Annotated in this window: 12 protein-coding genes; 8 read left to right on the top strand and 4 right to left on the bottom strand. The window is 64.6% G+C overall.

The annotated features are described in order from the left end of the window. Nucleotides 1–162: 162 nt before the first annotated feature. From betI to yccS, 7 genes are all read left to right on the top strand, one after another. Nucleotides 163–756: a transcriptional regulator BetI gene (gene betI / locus RRX38_RS18475; RefSeq protein ID WP_315960204.1), complete on the top strand. Its 594-nt coding sequence runs from the start codon at nt 163–165 to the stop codon at nt 754–756. Between the two features lie 133 nt (nt 757–889). Continuing rightward, nucleotides 890–2,332: a TldD/PmbA family protein gene (locus RRX38_RS18470; protein WP_315960203.1), complete on the top strand. Its 1,443-nt coding sequence runs from the start codon at nt 890–892 to the stop codon at nt 2,330–2,332. Next, nucleotides 2,332–3,657, top strand: a complete 1,326-nt coding sequence (locus tag RRX38_RS18465) for a TldD/PmbA family protein (protein ID WP_315960202.1) — start codon at nt 2,332–2,334, stop codon at nt 3,655–3,657. Before RRX38_RS18470 ends, RRX38_RS18465 begins: the two co-directional genes overlap by 1 nt. A gap of 12 nt (nt 3,658–3,669) precedes the next feature. After that, nucleotides 3,670–5,079, top strand: coding sequence for a multidrug transporter subunit MdtD (gene mdtD, locus RRX38_RS18460; RefSeq protein ID WP_315960201.1), 1,410 nt, complete (start codon nt 3,670–3,672; stop codon nt 5,077–5,079). Between the two features lie 134 nt (nt 5,080–5,213). Beyond that, nucleotides 5,214–6,593 carry an ATP-dependent RNA helicase DbpA gene (dbpA, locus tag RRX38_RS18455; protein ID WP_315960200.1) on the top strand — a complete coding sequence of 460 codons (1,380 nt, stop codon included), beginning with the start codon at nt 5,214–5,216 and terminating at the stop codon, nt 6,591–6,593. Nucleotides 6,594–6,744: 151 nt separating this feature from the next. Further along, nucleotides 6,745–7,923, top strand: a complete 1,179-nt coding sequence (locus RRX38_RS18450) for an NAD(P)/FAD-dependent oxidoreductase (protein ID WP_315960199.1) — start codon at nt 6,745–6,747, stop codon at nt 7,921–7,923. Between the two features lie 476 nt (nt 7,924–8,399). Continuing rightward, complete coding sequence (gene yccS, locus RRX38_RS18445) at nt 8,400–10,592, top strand: YccS family putative transporter (protein WP_295477298.1); 2,193 nt, start codon at nt 8,400–8,402, stop codon at nt 10,590–10,592. Between the two features lie 108 nt (nt 10,593–10,700). Here the strand turns inward: yccS and RRX38_RS18440 are convergent, their stop codons facing one another. After that, nucleotides 10,701–11,438, bottom strand: coding sequence for a substrate-binding periplasmic protein (locus tag RRX38_RS18440; RefSeq protein ID WP_315960198.1), 738 nt, complete (start codon nt 11,436–11,438; stop codon nt 10,701–10,703). Nucleotides 11,439–11,647: 209 nt separating this feature from the next. On the opposite strand from RRX38_RS18440, the gene RRX38_RS18435 reads away from it, so the two are divergent. After that, on the top strand, nt 11,648–12,106 hold the full coding sequence (locus RRX38_RS18435; protein ID WP_295477303.1) for a GNAT family N-acetyltransferase: 459 nt from the start codon (nt 11,648–11,650) through the stop codon (nt 12,104–12,106). A gap of 439 nt (nt 12,107–12,545) precedes the next feature. Here RRX38_RS18435 and RRX38_RS18430 read toward each other — a convergent pair whose 3' ends face one another. From RRX38_RS18430 to RRX38_RS18420, 3 genes are read right to left on the bottom strand one after another with little or no spacing between them, the layout of a single operon-like run. Then, entirely contained in the window at nt 12,546–12,845 is a 300-nt protein-coding gene (locus RRX38_RS18430) for a winged helix-turn-helix domain-containing protein (RefSeq protein WP_295471589.1), read from the bottom strand. Between the two features lie 14 nt (nt 12,846–12,859). Next, complete coding sequence (locus tag RRX38_RS18425) at nt 12,860–13,372, bottom strand: M48 family metallopeptidase (RefSeq protein WP_315960197.1); 513 nt, start codon at nt 13,370–13,372, stop codon at nt 12,860–12,862. Nucleotides 13,373–13,420: 48 nt separating this feature from the next. Beyond that, the gene (locus tag RRX38_RS18420; protein WP_315960196.1) at nt 13,421–15,568 is read right to left on the bottom strand and encodes a putative bifunctional diguanylate cyclase/phosphodiesterase; all 2,148 of its coding nucleotides are present in this window, start codon (nt 15,566–15,568) and stop codon (nt 13,421–13,423) included. Between the last annotated feature and the right edge of the window lie 163 nt (nt 15,569–15,731).

Raw genomic sequence — 15,731 nt, 5'->3', positions numbered from 1 at the left:
CTCGCCGGACGCAAGGTCCGCTGCGGGCCGGCGGCCCCTCCCTCCGGCCTACGCCACTTGTGACTTTTTCCAGTCCCCACCGCCTTTATTGATTTATCGATCAGTCAAAAAAAACTAGACTGCGAGCCCGTGTCCCTCCAGCGAGTCAGGAGACAGCGCTTCATGCCCAAGGTCGGAATGCAACCCATTCGTCGCCAACAACTGATCCAGGCCACCCTGTCGGCCATCGATCAGGTGGGCATGGGTGACGCCAGCATTGCCCTGATCGCGCGCCTGGCCGGGGTGTCCAACGGCATCATCAGCCATTACTTCAAGGACAAGAATGGGTTGATCGAGGCGACCATGCGTCACCTCATGAACGCCCTGAGCGCGAATACCGCCGCACGCCGCCGGGCACTGAGCGACGACAGCCCGCGCGCTCACCTGCGGGTCATCATCGAAGGCAACTTCGACGTCAGCCAGGTCAACGGCCCGGCCATGAAAACCTGGCTGGCCTTCTGGGCGACCAGCATGCACCACGCCTCGCTGCACCGCCTGCAACGCATCAACGACCACCGCCTGTATTCCAACCTGTGCTGCCAGTTCCGCCGCGCCATGCCGGTCGACCAGGCACGCAGCGCCGCCCGTGGCCTGGCCGCATTGATCGACGGCTTGTGGCTGCGTGGTGCGCTGTCTGGCGACGCTTTCGACACCGACCAGGCGCAACGCATCGCCTGTGAGTACATGAACCTGCAGCTGACCAAGACCGGCGCCTGAGCCCAACCCCGGTAGATCGGCCAAGCCGGTAGGACCGGCCTCAGCGGGGAAGCCTTTGGCGGTTCAGGCCCCTCCCACAGGCATGGGCTGGCGCGCTATGCTCGGCAACAGCCCACAAGGAGCTTCAGGCCGCATGTTCGACTTCCATGCCACGCTCAAGCAGCGTTTCGCTGCCCTGCGCAGTGATGCGCCGTTCTTCTCGATCCGCCATGTGCGGCGTACCCAGCAGCAGTTGTCGGTACGCCGCAATGTCGCCCAGCCGCTGTCGCTGAGCGAAGACCAGGGCGCCATGCTCACGGTGCGCCTGAACGGCGTGGAAACCTATGCGGCCACCCACGACCTGTCGCAGCGTGGCCTGCAGGCCGCCCTGGAGCGCGCCGAAACCCTGGCCCGCCATCTTGCCCGCCATACCCTGCTGGACCTGCGCGACTACCCGGTGGTCAGCGCCCAGGCCGACTACCTGTCGCCGCACCTCGACGAGCCCTTCCCGACACCTGGCGAAGCCTTGCAACTGCTGCTGGAAGAGTCTGCCGCCGTACCCCGCGACGAACGCCTGGTCGACTGGCAGGCCAGCCTGGGCCTGGAAAGCGTCGAGCAGATCTACCTCAACAACGCCGGTGCACAACTGCGCCAGGCCCAGCGCTTCGTCTATCCGGGCCTGAGCGTCACCGCCTGGGACGGCCACGACAGCCAGACCCGCAGCCTGGGCGGCAGCAACTTCGGCCAGCAGGGCGGCGCGGAAATCATCCGCCGCAGCGGCCTGCTCGGCGCCGCGACAAGGGTGGCCGACGAGGCCCTGCAACTGGTCATGGCGCCCAACACGCCCAGCGGCCCACGCGACCTGCTGCTGATGCCCGACCAGATGATCCTGCAGATCCACGAATCCATCGGCCACCCGCTGGAGCTGGACCGCATTCTCGGTGACGAGCGCAACTACGCCGGCACCAGCTTCGTGAAAGCCGAAGACTTCGGCACCCTGCAGTACGGCTCGGCACTGCTCAACGTGACCTTCGATCCCGAGATTCCCGAGCAACTGGCCAGCTACAGCCACGACGACGACGGCAGCCCGGCCAGCAAGCAGTACCTGATTCGCAACGGCGTGCTGCAACGGCCGCTGGGCGGGGCCTTGTCGCAATACCGTAGCGGCCTGCCCGGGGTGGCCAACAGCCGGGCCTGCAACTGGAACCGCGCGCCCATCGACCGCATGGCCAACCTCAACATCGAGCCGGGCGAGCGCTCCTTCGCGCAGCTGGTGGCCGGTATCGAACGCGGCATCCTGATGGCCACCAATCGCTCCTGGTCCATCGACGATGCACGCAACAAATTCCAGTTCGGCTGCGAGTGGGGCCAGTTGATCGAAGACGGCCAGCTCAAGGGCGTGGTCAAGAACCCCAACTACCGCGCCGTCTCCGCGCAATTCTGGCGCAGCCTGAGCGCAGTGGGCGATGCCAGTACCTTTGAGGTGCTCGGCACGCCCAATTGCGGCAAGGGCGAACCCAACCAGGTGGTGCGGGTCGGCCACGCCTCGCCGGCCTGCGTGTTCGACGCTGTGGACGTATTCGGAGGAGACGCCTGATGGACCGTCAGCAACAATTCGAAGCCCTGGTGGCGGTGCTGCGGGCGGGTGTCGCAGACGGTGAGCAGTTCACCCTGGCCTACGACGCCGAAGCCTCGGACTTCATTCGCTTCAACCACGGCCAGGTGCGCCAGGCCGGGCACGTGCAGCAGGCCAGTGTCAGCCTCAAGTTGATCGACGGTGCCCGACACGCCGATCTGAACCTGACCCTGGCGGACGACCCGGACGAAGACCGCCTGCGCCTGCAAGGCGGGCTGCGCCAGTTACGCGCCACCCTGCCTCTGTTACCCGATGACCCTTACTTGCTACCCAATACCGAGGCCTGGAGCAGCGAGAGCTGGCAGACCGCCGCGCTGCCCGACAGCGCCACCGTGGTGTCGCGCATCGGCGAACTGGCCCGTGGCCTGGACCTGGTGGGCATCTATGCGGCCGGGCCGATCTATCGTGGCTTCGCCAGCTCGTGGGGCGCCATGGGCTGGCACCAGGCCAATAGCTTCAATTTCGACTGGAGCCTGTTCCACGCCAACGGCCAGGCGGTGAAGGCCAACTATGCCGGTCTGCATTGGGACGACGCGGTGTTCAGCCGCCAGTTCGAACAGGCCCGTGAGCAACTGCACTACCTCGGCCTGCCCGCGATCACCCTGCCCCCCGGCCAGTACCGGGCCTACCTGGCTCCTGCGGCCATGGACGAGATTCTCGGCATGCTGGCCTGGGGTGGCTTCTCTGCCCAGGCCATCGCCAGCAAGCGCAGCCCGTTGCAGCGCCTGTATGACGGCGAGGCAAGCTTCAACCCGGCGTTCAGCCTCAGCGAGGCGGTCAGCGGGTCGCTGTCACCGGCGTTCTCCCGCGAGGGCTACCCACGCCGCGACCTGCAACTGATCCGCGCCGGGCAGGCCGGCGAGCGGCTGGTGGACTCCAGCAGCGCCGCCGAGTACCAGCTGGCGGCCAACGGCGCCAATGCCGGCGAGTGGCCCAGCGCCTTGAGCCTGGCGGCGGGCGACCTGGAGCAAGGCGAGATTCTTCAACGCCTGGGCACCGGCCTGTACATCGGCAACCTCTGGTACCTGAACTTCTCCGACCTGCCGGCGGCGCGCCTGACCGGCATGACCCGTTTCGCAACCTTCTGGGTCGAGGACGGTCGGATCAAGGCACCGGTCAACACCATGCGTTTCGACGACAGCGCCTACAGCCTGCTGGGCGAGCAGCTCGAAGCCCTGACCCGCGAACGCGAGCTGATGCTCTCCACCAGCACCTACGAGCAGCGCCAGACCTCGTCGAGCCACCTGCCCGGTGCCCTGATCAATCGACTGACCCTCACGCTGTAATAAAGGCCGCGGATGACCACTTCGACGCCCCTGCTGGACGACAAGACCCTGCGCTGGATGCCCTGGGTGATTGCCATTGCCTTCTTCATGCAAAGCCTGGACGGCACCATCCTCAACACGGCCCTGCCGTCCATGGCCCACTCGCTGCAAGAAGACCCGCTGCGCATGCAGTCGGTGATCATCGCCTACATGCTGACCATCGCCCTGCTGATCCCGGCCTCCGGATGGATCGCCGACCGCTTCGGCATCAAGCGCATCTTTTTCAGCGCCATCCTGCTGTTCAGCCTCGGTTCGCTGCTGTGCGCCATCTCCTGGAACCTCAACATGCTGGTCGGTTCGCGCATCATCCAGGGCCTGGGCGGTGCACTGATGCTGCCCATCGGACGGCTGATCGTGCTGCGCGCCTACCCGCGTTCGGAGCTGGTGCGGATCATGAGCTTCATCACCGTACCCGGCCTGCTCGGCCCGCTGCTGGGTCCGACCCTGGGCGGCTGGCTGGTCGAGATCGCCAGCTGGCACTGGATCTTCCTGCTCAACATTCCGGTAGGCATCCTCGGCTGCTACGCCGTCAAGCACTACATTCCCGACCTGCCCGGCGGCGGGCGGACGCGCTTCGATACCGTGGGTTTCATGCTGTTCGGCGCGGCCATGCTGCTGATCACCATCGCGCTGGAGGGCCTGGGCGAGCTGAACCTGCCGCACCTGCGCGTGGTCCTGCTGCTGTTCGCCGGCATGGGTTGCCTGGCCGCCTACTGGCTGCGCGCCGGGCACGTGGAAGCACCGCTGTTCGCCCCCGACCTGTTCCGTACCCGCACCTTCGCCGTGGGCATTCTCGGCAACCTGTTCTCGCGCCTGGGCAGCGGAGCGCTACCCTTCCTGATGCCGCTGTTGTTACAGGTCGCTCTGGGCTACTCGCCGTCGCAGGCCGGCATGAGCATGCTGCCCCTGGCCGCTGCGGGCATGTTCGCCAAGACCATCGCCCGCTGGCTGATCGACGCCCTGGGCTACCGCATCATTCTCACCGGCAATACCTTGCTGCTCGGCCTGCTGCTGGCCAGCCTGGCGCTGGTCGACGCACAGACACCGTACTGGGTGTTGCTGGTTCTGCTGGCCCTGCTGGGCGCGGTGAACTCGCTGCAATTCACCGCGATGAACACCGTGACCCTGATCGACCTGGACGACGCCAGCGCCGCCAGCGGCAACAGCCTGCTGTCGGTGGTCGCACAGTTGGCCCTGAGCCTGGGCGTGGCCTGCGCGGCGGCGCTGCTGGGCGGTTTCAGCAGCGATATCGGCAGCGGCGCCACCGACGTGCTGGGCGCGTTCCAGTTGACCTTCCTCAGCGTCGGCGTGCTCTCGGTGTTCGCGGCAGGAATTTTCCTGCAGTTGCCGGCCCGGGCCGCCAAGAGCATCCCGCATGCCTGAGCACTGAGGCGCAACAGAGGCTGATCGAATCAGGCCGCAGGCAAGCGGCGGGGTACTTGCCTGTCGGGCCGGGGCATTAAGCGCCCCGGCGATTTGCTACACTACGCGGCATTTTGCTTCTCAGGCCCGCCGTCGTGACCCAAACCGCTTTCAACACCCTGCCCCTTTCCGCCGCCATGCTGGCCAACTTGGAGTCGCTGGGCTACGCCAGCATGACGCCGATCCAGGCACAGAGCCTGCCGGTGATTCTCAAGGGCAAGGACCTGATCGCCCAGGCCAAGACCGGCAGTGGCAAGACCGCCGCTTTCGGCATCGGCCTGCTGAATCCGATCAACCCGCGCTTCTTCGGTTGCCAGGCCCTGGTGATGTGCCCGACTCGCGAACTGGCCGACCAGGTGGCCAAGGAAATCCGTCGCCTGGCGCGTGCCGAGGACAACATCAAGGTCCTGACCCTGTGCGGCGGCGTGCCGTTCGGCCCGCAGATCGGCTCTCTGGAGCACGGAGCGCACATCATCGTCGGCACACCGGGGCGCATTCAGCAGCACCTGAGCAAGGGCACGCTGAAGCTCGACGGCCTCAACACCCTGGTGCTCGATGAAGCCGACCGCATGCTCGACATGGGCTTCTACGACTCCATCGCCGACATCATCGGCCAGACCCCCAAGCGCCGGCAGACCCTGCTGTTCTCGGCCACCTACCCCGAGGGCATCCAGCAGTTGGCGTCGACCTTCCTGCGCGACCCGGCCACGGTCAAGGTCGAAGCGCTGCACGACGACACGCAGATCGAGCAGATCTTCTATGAAATCGCGCCCAACCAGCGCCTGGACGCCGTGGTGCGGGTCCTCAACCATTTCCAACCGGTGTCCTGCGTGGCGTTCTGCTTCACCAAGCAGCAGGTCCAGGACGTAGTCGACCACTTGGGCGCCAAGGGCATCTCGGCGGTCGCCCTGCACGGTGATCTGGAACAGCGCGACCGCGACCAGGTGCTGACGCTGTTCGCCAACCGCAGCACCTCGGTGCTGGTGGCCACCGACGTGGCGGCACGCGGCCTGGACATCGACGCGCTGGACATGGTGCTCAACGTCGAGCTGGCGCGTGATGCGGAAAACCACATCCACCGCATTGGCCGTACCGGTCGCGCCGGCGAGAAGGGCTTGGCGGTCAGCCTGGTGTCGCCGGCGGAAAGCCACCGCGCCCGAGCCATCGAAGAACTGCAGGACGGCGCGTTGAACTGGCAGCAGTACGACGAGCTGAGCAGCAAGGGCGGCGCCAAGCTGCTCGCGCCGATGACCACCCTGTGCATCGCCTCGGGGCGCAAGGACAAGCTGCGCCCCGGCGACATTCTCGGCGCGTTGACCGGCGAGGCAGGATTGCCAGGCAAGCAGGTGGGCAAAATCGCGATCTTCGACTTCCAGGCCTACGTGGCCGTGGAGCGTGACGTGGCCAAACAGGCGCTGGAGCGTCTGAACAAGGGCAAGATCAAGGGCAAGTCGCTGCGCGTGCGGATTGTCTGATAACCGCCATAGAGGTTGAACCTGTGGGAGCGAGCTGGCTCGCGAAAGCCTCACCGAGACGCCCTGTTCTCAATGGCCTCTTCGCGACCAGGGCCGCTCCCACAGCCAGTTTTTGAAACTTCTGCATCGCTCCCCATGAGAGGAATTCGTTGTGCCCGCAACTGACGTTGTCATCATCGGCGCCGGCGCCGCCGGCCTGATGTGTGCCCTGACTGCCGCTGCCCGCGGCCGCCGGGTGATGGTCATCGACCACGCCAATAAACCGGGCAAGAAGATCCTCATGTCCGGTGGCGGGCGCTGCAACTTCACCAATATGTACACCGAGCCGGCCAATTTCCTGTCGCAGAACCCACACTTCTGCAAATCGGCGCTGGCCCGCTACACCCAGTGGGACTTCATCGACCTGGTGCTGCGCAATGGCGTGCCGTATCACGAGAAGAAACTCGGCCAACTGTTCTGCGACAACAAGTCCAGCGACATCCTGCAGATGCTGCTGGATGAGTGCGACAAGGCCGGTGCCAGCCTGCACATGGACACCTCGGTGCAGCAGATCGACAAGACCGACAGCGGCTACCGCCTGCAGACCACCCTGGGCACGCTGACGTGTACCTCGCTGGTGATCGCCACCGGCGGGCTGTCGATCCCGACCCTGGGCGCCACCGGTTTCGGCTACCAGGTCGGCCAGCAGTTCGGCCACCGCTTGCTGCCGACCCGCGCCGGGCTGGTGCCCTTCACCATCACCGACCAGCTCAAGACGCTGTGTGGCGAGCTGTCCGGTACGTCGGTGGACTGCCTGGTGAGCTGCAACGACACCAGCTTTCGCGAGAACATCCTGTTCACCCACCGTGGGCTGAGCGGCCCGGCGATATTGCAGATCTCCTCGTTCTGGCAGGCGGGCGACACGGTGCACATCAACCTGCTGCCCGACCGCGATGCCCACGAATGGCTCAAGCAGCAACAGGCCGAACGCCCCAACAGCGAGCTGAAGACCCTGCTGGGTGAAATCTTCACCAAGAAAATGGCCACCCTGCTGGCCGAGCAGTGGTTCACCTCGAAGCCCATGAAGCAGTACACCCACGCCGAGCTGGCGAGCATCGCCGAAAAACTGGCGGACTGGCAGGTGGTGCCAGCCGGCACCGAAGGCTATCGGACCGCCGAGGTGACCCTGGGCGGCATCGACACCCGCGAGGTGTCGTCCAAGACCATGGAATCGCTGAAGTCGCCTGGGTTGTACTTTATCGGCGAGGTGCTGGACGTCACGGGCCACCTGGGTGGCTTCAACTTCCAGTGGGCCTGGGCCTCCGGCTACGCAGCCGCGCAGTACGTCTAACCCTGATACTGGTCAGTTAGGCGGGGTAGGAGCGGCTTCAGCCGCGAAGCGAGCGCATGTTCACAACATATGCAGTGAATTTTCTGGCGTTTTCGCGGCTAAAGCCGCTCCTACCGCGCCACATGCCGCTTAAGCGAACAGTATTGCGTATAACCCCAATACTGGCCAGTTAGACCGTGGGAGCGAGCTTGCTCGCGAAGGCGGCGTCAACTTCACAGCAGATAGCGACGTTGCCAGTTTTTCGCGAGCAAGCTCGCTCCCACAAAGCCACAAAGCGCTTGATAGAACAATATTGCGGCCAAAGCCGCTACCTGCCTAGCCTTAGTGAGCGACACTGCGCTCGGCCCCGCTGACTGTTCACCCGGGAACTTGTACGCGCGGAACAAATCTTGCTATGCCGATGTACAGCGTTACCGGGGCGCTGTACATCCTCTGTTTCTGCCCGTTCACCTGCGAAAAAGGCCGTCAGCGCATTCATGGCATCGAAATCCCTGAGTCATACCTTCCGCCGCCTGTGGGCACAGGACAAGTTCGCCTACAGCATTCGGGTGTTCATCGCCCTGACCGGCAGCATGGCGCTGTGCTGGTACCAGAACGAAATGGGCCTGCTGATTCCGCTGTTCCTCGGCATTATCGCCAGCGCCCTGGCCGAGACCGACGACAACTGGCAAGGCCGCCTCAATGCCCTGGCGGTGACCCTGGTGTGCTTCAGCATTGCCGCACTGGCCGTGGAGCTGCTGTTTCCCTACCCCTGGCTGTTCGTCGTGGCCCTGGCGCTGGCCAGCTTCTGCCTGACCATGCTCGGCGCCTTGGGCGAGCGCTACGGGGCGATTGCCTACGGCACGCTGATTCTCTCGGTGTACACCATGATCGGCGTCGACCAGCGCGGCGGCGAAGTGCTGGATTTCTGGCACGAGCCCATGCTGCTGGTCGCCGGCGCAGCCTGGTACGGGCTGCTGTCGGTGGTCTGGCAGCTGCTGTTCTCCAACCAGCCGGTGCAACAGGCGCTGGCGCGGCTGTTCCGTGAGCTGGGCCTGTACCTGAAGCTCAAGTCCAGCCTGTTCGAGCCGATCCGCACCCTGGACGTCGAGGCCCGACGCATCGAGCTGGCGCAGCAGAACGGCAAGGTGGTCGCAGCGCTCAACGCCACCAAGGAGATCATCCTGCACCGGGTCGGCAGCAGTCGGCCTGGCTCCAAGGTCAGCCGCTACCTGAAGCTGTACTTCATTGCCCAGGACATCCACGAGCGCGCCAGCTCGTCGCACTACCCCTACAACTCGCTGGCCGAGGCCTTCTTCCACAGCGACGTGCTGTTCCGCTGCCAGCGCCTGCTGCGCCAGCAGGGCTCGGCCTGTCAGGCGCTGTCCGAATCCATCCAGATGCGTCAGCCATTCATCTACGACGCCAACTTCGCCGAAGCCATGGAAGACCTGCGCGCCTCCCTGGAGCACCTGCGCCTGCAGAGCAACCCGGCCTGGCGCAGCCTGCTGCGTTCGCTGCGTGCCCTGGCCGCCAACCTGGAGACCCTTGACCGGTTGATCAGCGACGCCAGCAACCCCGACGCCGTGGCCGACGCCCGCGACAGCAGCCTGCTGGACCGCTCGCCGCGCAATCTCAAGGATGTGTGGAACCGCCTGCGTACGCAGATGACCCCCACCTCGCTGCTGTTCCGCCACGCCTTGCGCCTGCCCCTGGCGCTCTCGGTGGGCTATGCCATGGTGCACCTGATCCACCCGGCCAACGGCTACTGGATCATCCTCACCACGGTATTCGTCTGTCAGCCCAGCTATGGCGCCACACGCATCAAGCTGGGCCAGCGGATCGTCGGCACCGCCATCGGCCTGGTGGCCGGCTGGGCGCTGTTCGGCCTGGTCACCAGCCCGATCCTGCAGTCGATGTGTGCGGTATTGGCGGGGGTGGTGTTCTTCGTCAACCGCACCACCCGCTATACCCTGTCCACGGCGGCGATCACCGTGATGGTGCTGTTCTGCTTCAACCAGGTCGGCGATGGCTACGGCCTGCTGCTGCCGCGCCTGTTCGACACCCTGCTCGGCAGCCTGATCGCCGGCCTGGCGGTGGCGCTGTTCCTGCCCGACTGGCAGGGTCGGCGGCTGAACAAGGTGCTGGCCAACACCCTGGCGTGCAACAGCCTGTACCTGCGGCAGATCATGCAGCAATACGCCCAGGGCAAGAGCGACGACCTGGCCTACCGCCTGGCGCGGCGCAACGCCCACAACGCCGACGCCGCGCTGTCCACCACGCTGGCCAACATGCTCAAGGAACCCGGGCATTTCAGGAAAGAGGCCGACGTGGGCTTTCGCTTCCTGGTGCTGTCCCACACTTTGCTCAGCTACTTGTCCGGCCTGGGCGCGCACCGCGACACGCAGCTTCCACCCACGGTGCACGAACACCTGATCGACGGCGCCGGCGCGACCGTGGCGGCCAGCCTGGAAGAAATCGCCCAGGCCCTGGCCGAGCGCCAGCCCGTGGCGGTGCAGAGCGACGACGAGGAAGCCCTGGCCACCGAGCTGGAGCAGATTCCCGATGACATGGAAGAAAGCCAGCGCCTGGTGCAGACCCAGCTGGCGCTGATCTGTCGGCAACTGGCGCCGCTGCGCACCCTGGCGGCGCACCTGGTCAAGCAGGGCGAGCCGGCTGTAGAGGCCTGATCCCTTGAAGGCCATGCCGGTCGGCATGGCTGGCGGGGTGGCGGCTTCAGCCGCGCCTGCCCGGTCCAACCGATCAATACGGCGGCTAAAGCCGCCATCAGGACTGCGTCAAAAACCATGGCGGCGCAACAAGGCCTGGTAGCTGCCATCGGCCTTCATCGCCGCAATCGCCGCGTCGAAACGTTGGACGATCCGTGCATGATCGGGGTGCTTGAGGCTGACGAGGATGTGCAGGCTGTTCTCGGCCAGGGGCATCGGCATGAACTCCAGCGCGTCACGCACCGAGGCATCTTCCACGGCCAGCTGGTGACGGGCGACGAATTCGTCTTCCAGGGTCAGGTCGATGCGCCCCGCCGCCAGCATGCGCACCGCCATGGAGAAGTCCACGACCGGAACCTTGTGCAGGCTGGTGTCCTCATCGAATGACGGGGAATAGGCGTAGCCCCTGACCACCCCAATGGTGTGGCGGTGCAGCATGGATGGGGTCCACTCGCTGAACAGCGCGTCCCGGCGCTTGACGAAGAGGATGCGGTTGACCAGGTACTCGGCGGAAAACTGGCCGATTCGGGTGCGCTCTTCGGTGTACCAGGCGTTCACCAGCACATCGTAGCGCCCCTCGGCCACGCCGCGCAGCGCCCTGGCCCAGGGCACCTGTTCGTAGGAAGAGGCATAGCCGGCCCTGGCCAGTGCCGTACTGACGATATCGGTGGCCAGGCCACCATTGAGCAAACCGGCGTCGGTGAAAGGCGCCCAGGAATCACCCACCAGGCGCAGGCGCTCTGCCGCTTCGCCCGGCCCTGCCAACAGCAGTCCTACCATCCCTATGGCCCGAATCCATCGAGGCATGCTCAATTCCCTAATTGGTCGGTGGCTTCCAAACCACTCACCGGCAGACTGCAGGAACGTCTGCCGAGTTCACGGATGCTACCAATCCACCCAGCCACCTGCCTATGTCCACAACGACTTTAAACAGCCGAGCCGCGCAGGGAGGGATTGATTGGGAATGCAGCGCGATGGGTTTAGAATCCGCGAAGGTTTATCTCCGAGTCAGCGACATGTCTATCAAATGGATCTGCAAACACCATACCGACCTGACCCTCGAACAGCTGTATGCGGTTCTGCGCCTGCGTGCCGAGGTGTTCGTGGTCGAACAGCAGTGCGTCTATCAGGATGTCGATGGCCTGGACCTGATCGGAGACACCTGTCATGTGCTGGGTATGCAGGAGGGCCAGCTGGTCGCCTACCTGCGCCTGCTGGACCCGATCCAGCAGAATGGCGACGTGACCATCGGCCGCGTGGTCACCGCCCCGGCGATCCGCAAGAAAGGCCTGGGCCATGAATTGATGGAGCAGGCCCTGGAACAGGCCGAGCGCAAGTGGCCGGATCAACCCATCTACCTTTCCGCCCAGGCCCATCTGCAGGGCTACTACAGCCGCTATGGCTTCAACCCGGTGGGCGAGGTGTATCTGGAAGATGGCATCCCGCACATCGGCATGCGCCGCGACCTGGAGTAAGCGCGGCACACCCCGCTCGCGCCGGGAGCGGCTTTAGCCGCAATACTGATCTTTTAGACCAAAGCAATCCGATCTGGCGTCGCTTTTGCTTTTCGAGCACCGCTCTCACAGACGCCGCAAAACGCGACTTCGGTGCAGGCCGAGTGGAGGTGTCATGGAAGGGGGTAAGCCGGCAGGGAAGCCGGCTTAGGCGCACTGGGCCAGGGACGGCCCATTGCGCCGGCCCCCTGGAATGGCGCCGGAAGGAGGGAAGTCTGCCCGCAGGGCAGACCCAAGCCAGGAGCAATGGCTTTTGGTTACTTTTGGCCGAAACCAAAAGTAACCCGCCGTAAAGGCGGAAAGGTGACTCAAGGGCGCAGATGCAGCGACGGGTGTACCCGCTCCAGATAGCCTGCTATTCGCGAGCAAGCTCCAACGGTCTAACTGACCAGTATTTCTCCTAAAGGGGGTAGCCCAGCACCTGTCTGATAGTCGGCAGGTTGCGCTCGATCCAGCGCGGGTCGATCGCTCCCCAGTCGCGAATGCGGTAATCACCGGCATGGTTGCGCGCGCCGTCGCGCTGCTCGAACTCACAGACGATATCCAGGTCGGCCAATGCGGCAATCGTGTCCTGGGCGGTGCGCCGCGGCATGCCGGTCAGTTCGGTCAGCGCCGGCACGCTGCTGGCCTGCCCGCTGTCGATCAGCCAGGCCACGTAGAGACGGCGATAGAAACTGCTCTTGGTCTTGCTCACTTCCATGAAAGGGTCTCGCTTCAGGCCGCCTGCAGGTCGCGCCAGGTCAGGTAGACACGCAGGTCGAATTCCAGTTGGTGATAACCGGGCAACATGTGCTCACAGAGCTTGTAGAACGCCTTGTTGTGCTCGGTTTCCTTGAAGTGCGCCAGCTCGTGGACAACGATCATGTTGAGGAACTCCGGGGCCGCTTCCTTGAACAGCGAGGCCACGCGGATCTCCTTGCTGGCCTTGAGCCTGGCCCCCTGCACCCGCGACACCGTCGTGTGCAGGCCGAGCGCACGATGGGTCAGGTCGAGGCGATTGTCGAACAGCACCTTGTCGATGGCCGGGGCGTTGCGCAGGTACTGGTTCTTCAGCTCCAGCGCATAGGCGTACAGGGCCTTGTCGCTCTGTACCGCATGCCGAGCGGGGTAACGCTGCTGCAGGTAATCGCCCAGGCGCTGCTGGGCGATCAGCTGGCGAACCTGCTCCTGCAAGGCCGCCGGATAGGCCTGCAGGTATTTCAACGGTGCTGGACTGGAAGCGCTCATCGGGGCCGTCGCGAGTCGGAATGAGCCCGGCAGTCTACACCATCGGCGTCAGCGCGGCCGGGAGGGTTCGCTCAGGTTCCAGGCGTGCAGGTCCATGCGCCGCGGCTGGTCTTGGGCCTGCGCGGCACTCAGCGGCGCGGCCAGCAAGGCGCCTTGCAGCAGGTGGCAACCCTGCTCGACCAACCAGCGCAGCTGCTCGACGCGCGTCACGCCATCGGCAACCACCAGAATGTTCAGGCGATGCGCCAGCTCGATGACACTGCTTGCCATGGCCATGTCCCGCGGGCAATCGAGCAGGGTTTCGATGAAGTGCCGATCGAACTTGAGGGAATCCAGTTCCAGATTGCGCAGGTGCGCCAGCGAGCAATCACCGGCACCAAAATCGTCCAGCGATACCCGCACCCCGATGTCATGCAACTGCTGCAGTTGTCGGCGACTGTGGTTGAGGTTGTGCACCAGTGCCGTTTCGCTGATTTCCACTTCCAGCTGGCCCGGCGCGATACCGTGGCGCTGCATCGCGGCTTGCAGTTCGGTCGCCAGGCTGGGCAGGCAGAACTGCGAGGCACTGATTCCCACGCTCATGACCAGGTCGGCGTCGAAGACGCCGTTCCAGCGGTGCCGCTGTTCGGTGCTCTGGTCGAACATCCAGTCGCCAAGGCGATTGATCAGCCGGGTTTCCTCCAGCAGCGGCATGAACAGGTCACGCGGCACATCGCCCACCAGCGGATGCTGCCAATGCAGGATCGCCTCGAAACCGCGCAGGCGGCCATCGACGGCATACACCTGGGGCTGGTAGATGACCGAGAACTGCTGGTCTTCGATGGCGCTGCGTATGCCCTCCTCCAGCATCAACCGTGAGCGTGCACGGCCATTCATGCTCTGGTCATAGAAGCGATACTGCTGACGCCCGGCACGCTTGGCTTCATACATGGCGGTGTCGGCCACCCGCAGCAGGTCGTCGAGCTGGGCACCGCAGGCCGGGTGGGTGGAAATGCCGATGCTCACCCCCAGGGTCACGTCCACACCGTCCACATGGCGGCGCACCGAGACGCGCTCGATGAGTTTCTCGGCCACCTTGGCCGCCTGCTCGGCGTGCTCCAGGCCTTCGATGACCACCACGAACTCGTCACCGCCGATGCGCGCCAGCACATCGTAGGGGCGCATGCATTCACGCAATTGCCCGGCCACCCAGAGCAGCACCTGGTCACCGGATTCGTGCCCCAGCGAATCGTTGATGCGCTTGAAGCCGTCCAGGTCCAGATACATCACCGCCAGGCATTTGCCGGCCCGCTCGTTGCGCGGCAGCATGCTGTCCACGGCCTTGAACAAACCACGACGATTGAGCAGGCCGGTCAGTGCATCGGTGACCGCCTGTTGTTCCAGCTGGCGGTAGAGATCGCGCTCGACGGACATGTCGAGAATGCTCAGCACCATGCCTTTCTGCTCGGTCGGCAGGGGAGCACAGGAAAACGCCACCGGCAGCTGACCGCCGGTGCGGGTCAGCAGGGTCGCGTCATGCACACGCCAGGTTTCGCCGCGTCGGTAATGGGTATGAAAGCCTGACTCCAGCCAGTGCCCGGCCTTGGGGTAGCTGAAATGATCGAGCAGCGCAGAGCCATCCAGGGCGTTCTCGGCCAGGTCGAGCAAACGGCAGATGGCCGGATTGGCGAAGCGGATGCTGCCCTGCTCGTCGACCACCAGGATGCCTTCGGCGACGTTGGACAGCACCGAGGCGTTGAACGCGCGCGCGGCGTCCAGCTCCTGGGTCAGTTTCTGCAGGGCGCGGCGATTACGCTGCTGCTCCAGCAGGGCCTGCACCTTGGGCCTGAGCACGTGGGGGTCGAAGGGCTTGAACAGGTAATCGGTGGCGCCGTTGGCATAGCCGCGATGCACCGCTTCCTGGCTCTGCTCGTTGGCGGTCAGAAAGATGATGGGCGTCAGGCGCGTGCGCTGGCTGCCCCGCATCAGGCGAGCGACTTCGAAGCCATCCATGCCGGGCATCTGTACGTCCAGCAACACCAGGTCGACTTCGCGCTCCAGCAGCACGTTGAGCGCCTCGAAACCCGAGCTGGCGGTCACGATGCACCAATCGGCGCGCTGCAGGACCGCCTGCATCGTCACGAGGTTTTCAGGGTAATCATCGACGACCAGTAATACCGCATTGCCGTCATTAGCATTGGTATTCGCGCATTCCATGCTGCTTCTCTTGTTAAGCGACTGCCTGACGCCAACACCGTGTCATCACAGTGACACCACTGTAGCCCTGCGTATTCGAAAGCGTAAGGCGGGAAGCTGATTGCCATCACGAAACCGAGATTTTGCCGACTAACGGTAGCGTTCGTTCAGCCCTTCAATCTCC

The sequence above is a fragment of the Pseudomonas sp. DTU_2021_1001937_2_SI_NGA_ILE_001 genome, assembly GCF_032463525.1.
Taxonomy (GTDB): Bacteria; Pseudomonadota; Gammaproteobacteria; order Pseudomonadales; family Pseudomonadaceae; genus Aquipseudomonas.
The sequence above is the reverse complement of the archived record's forward strand: the minus strand, read 5'-3'. Positions and strand labels throughout refer to the sequence as shown.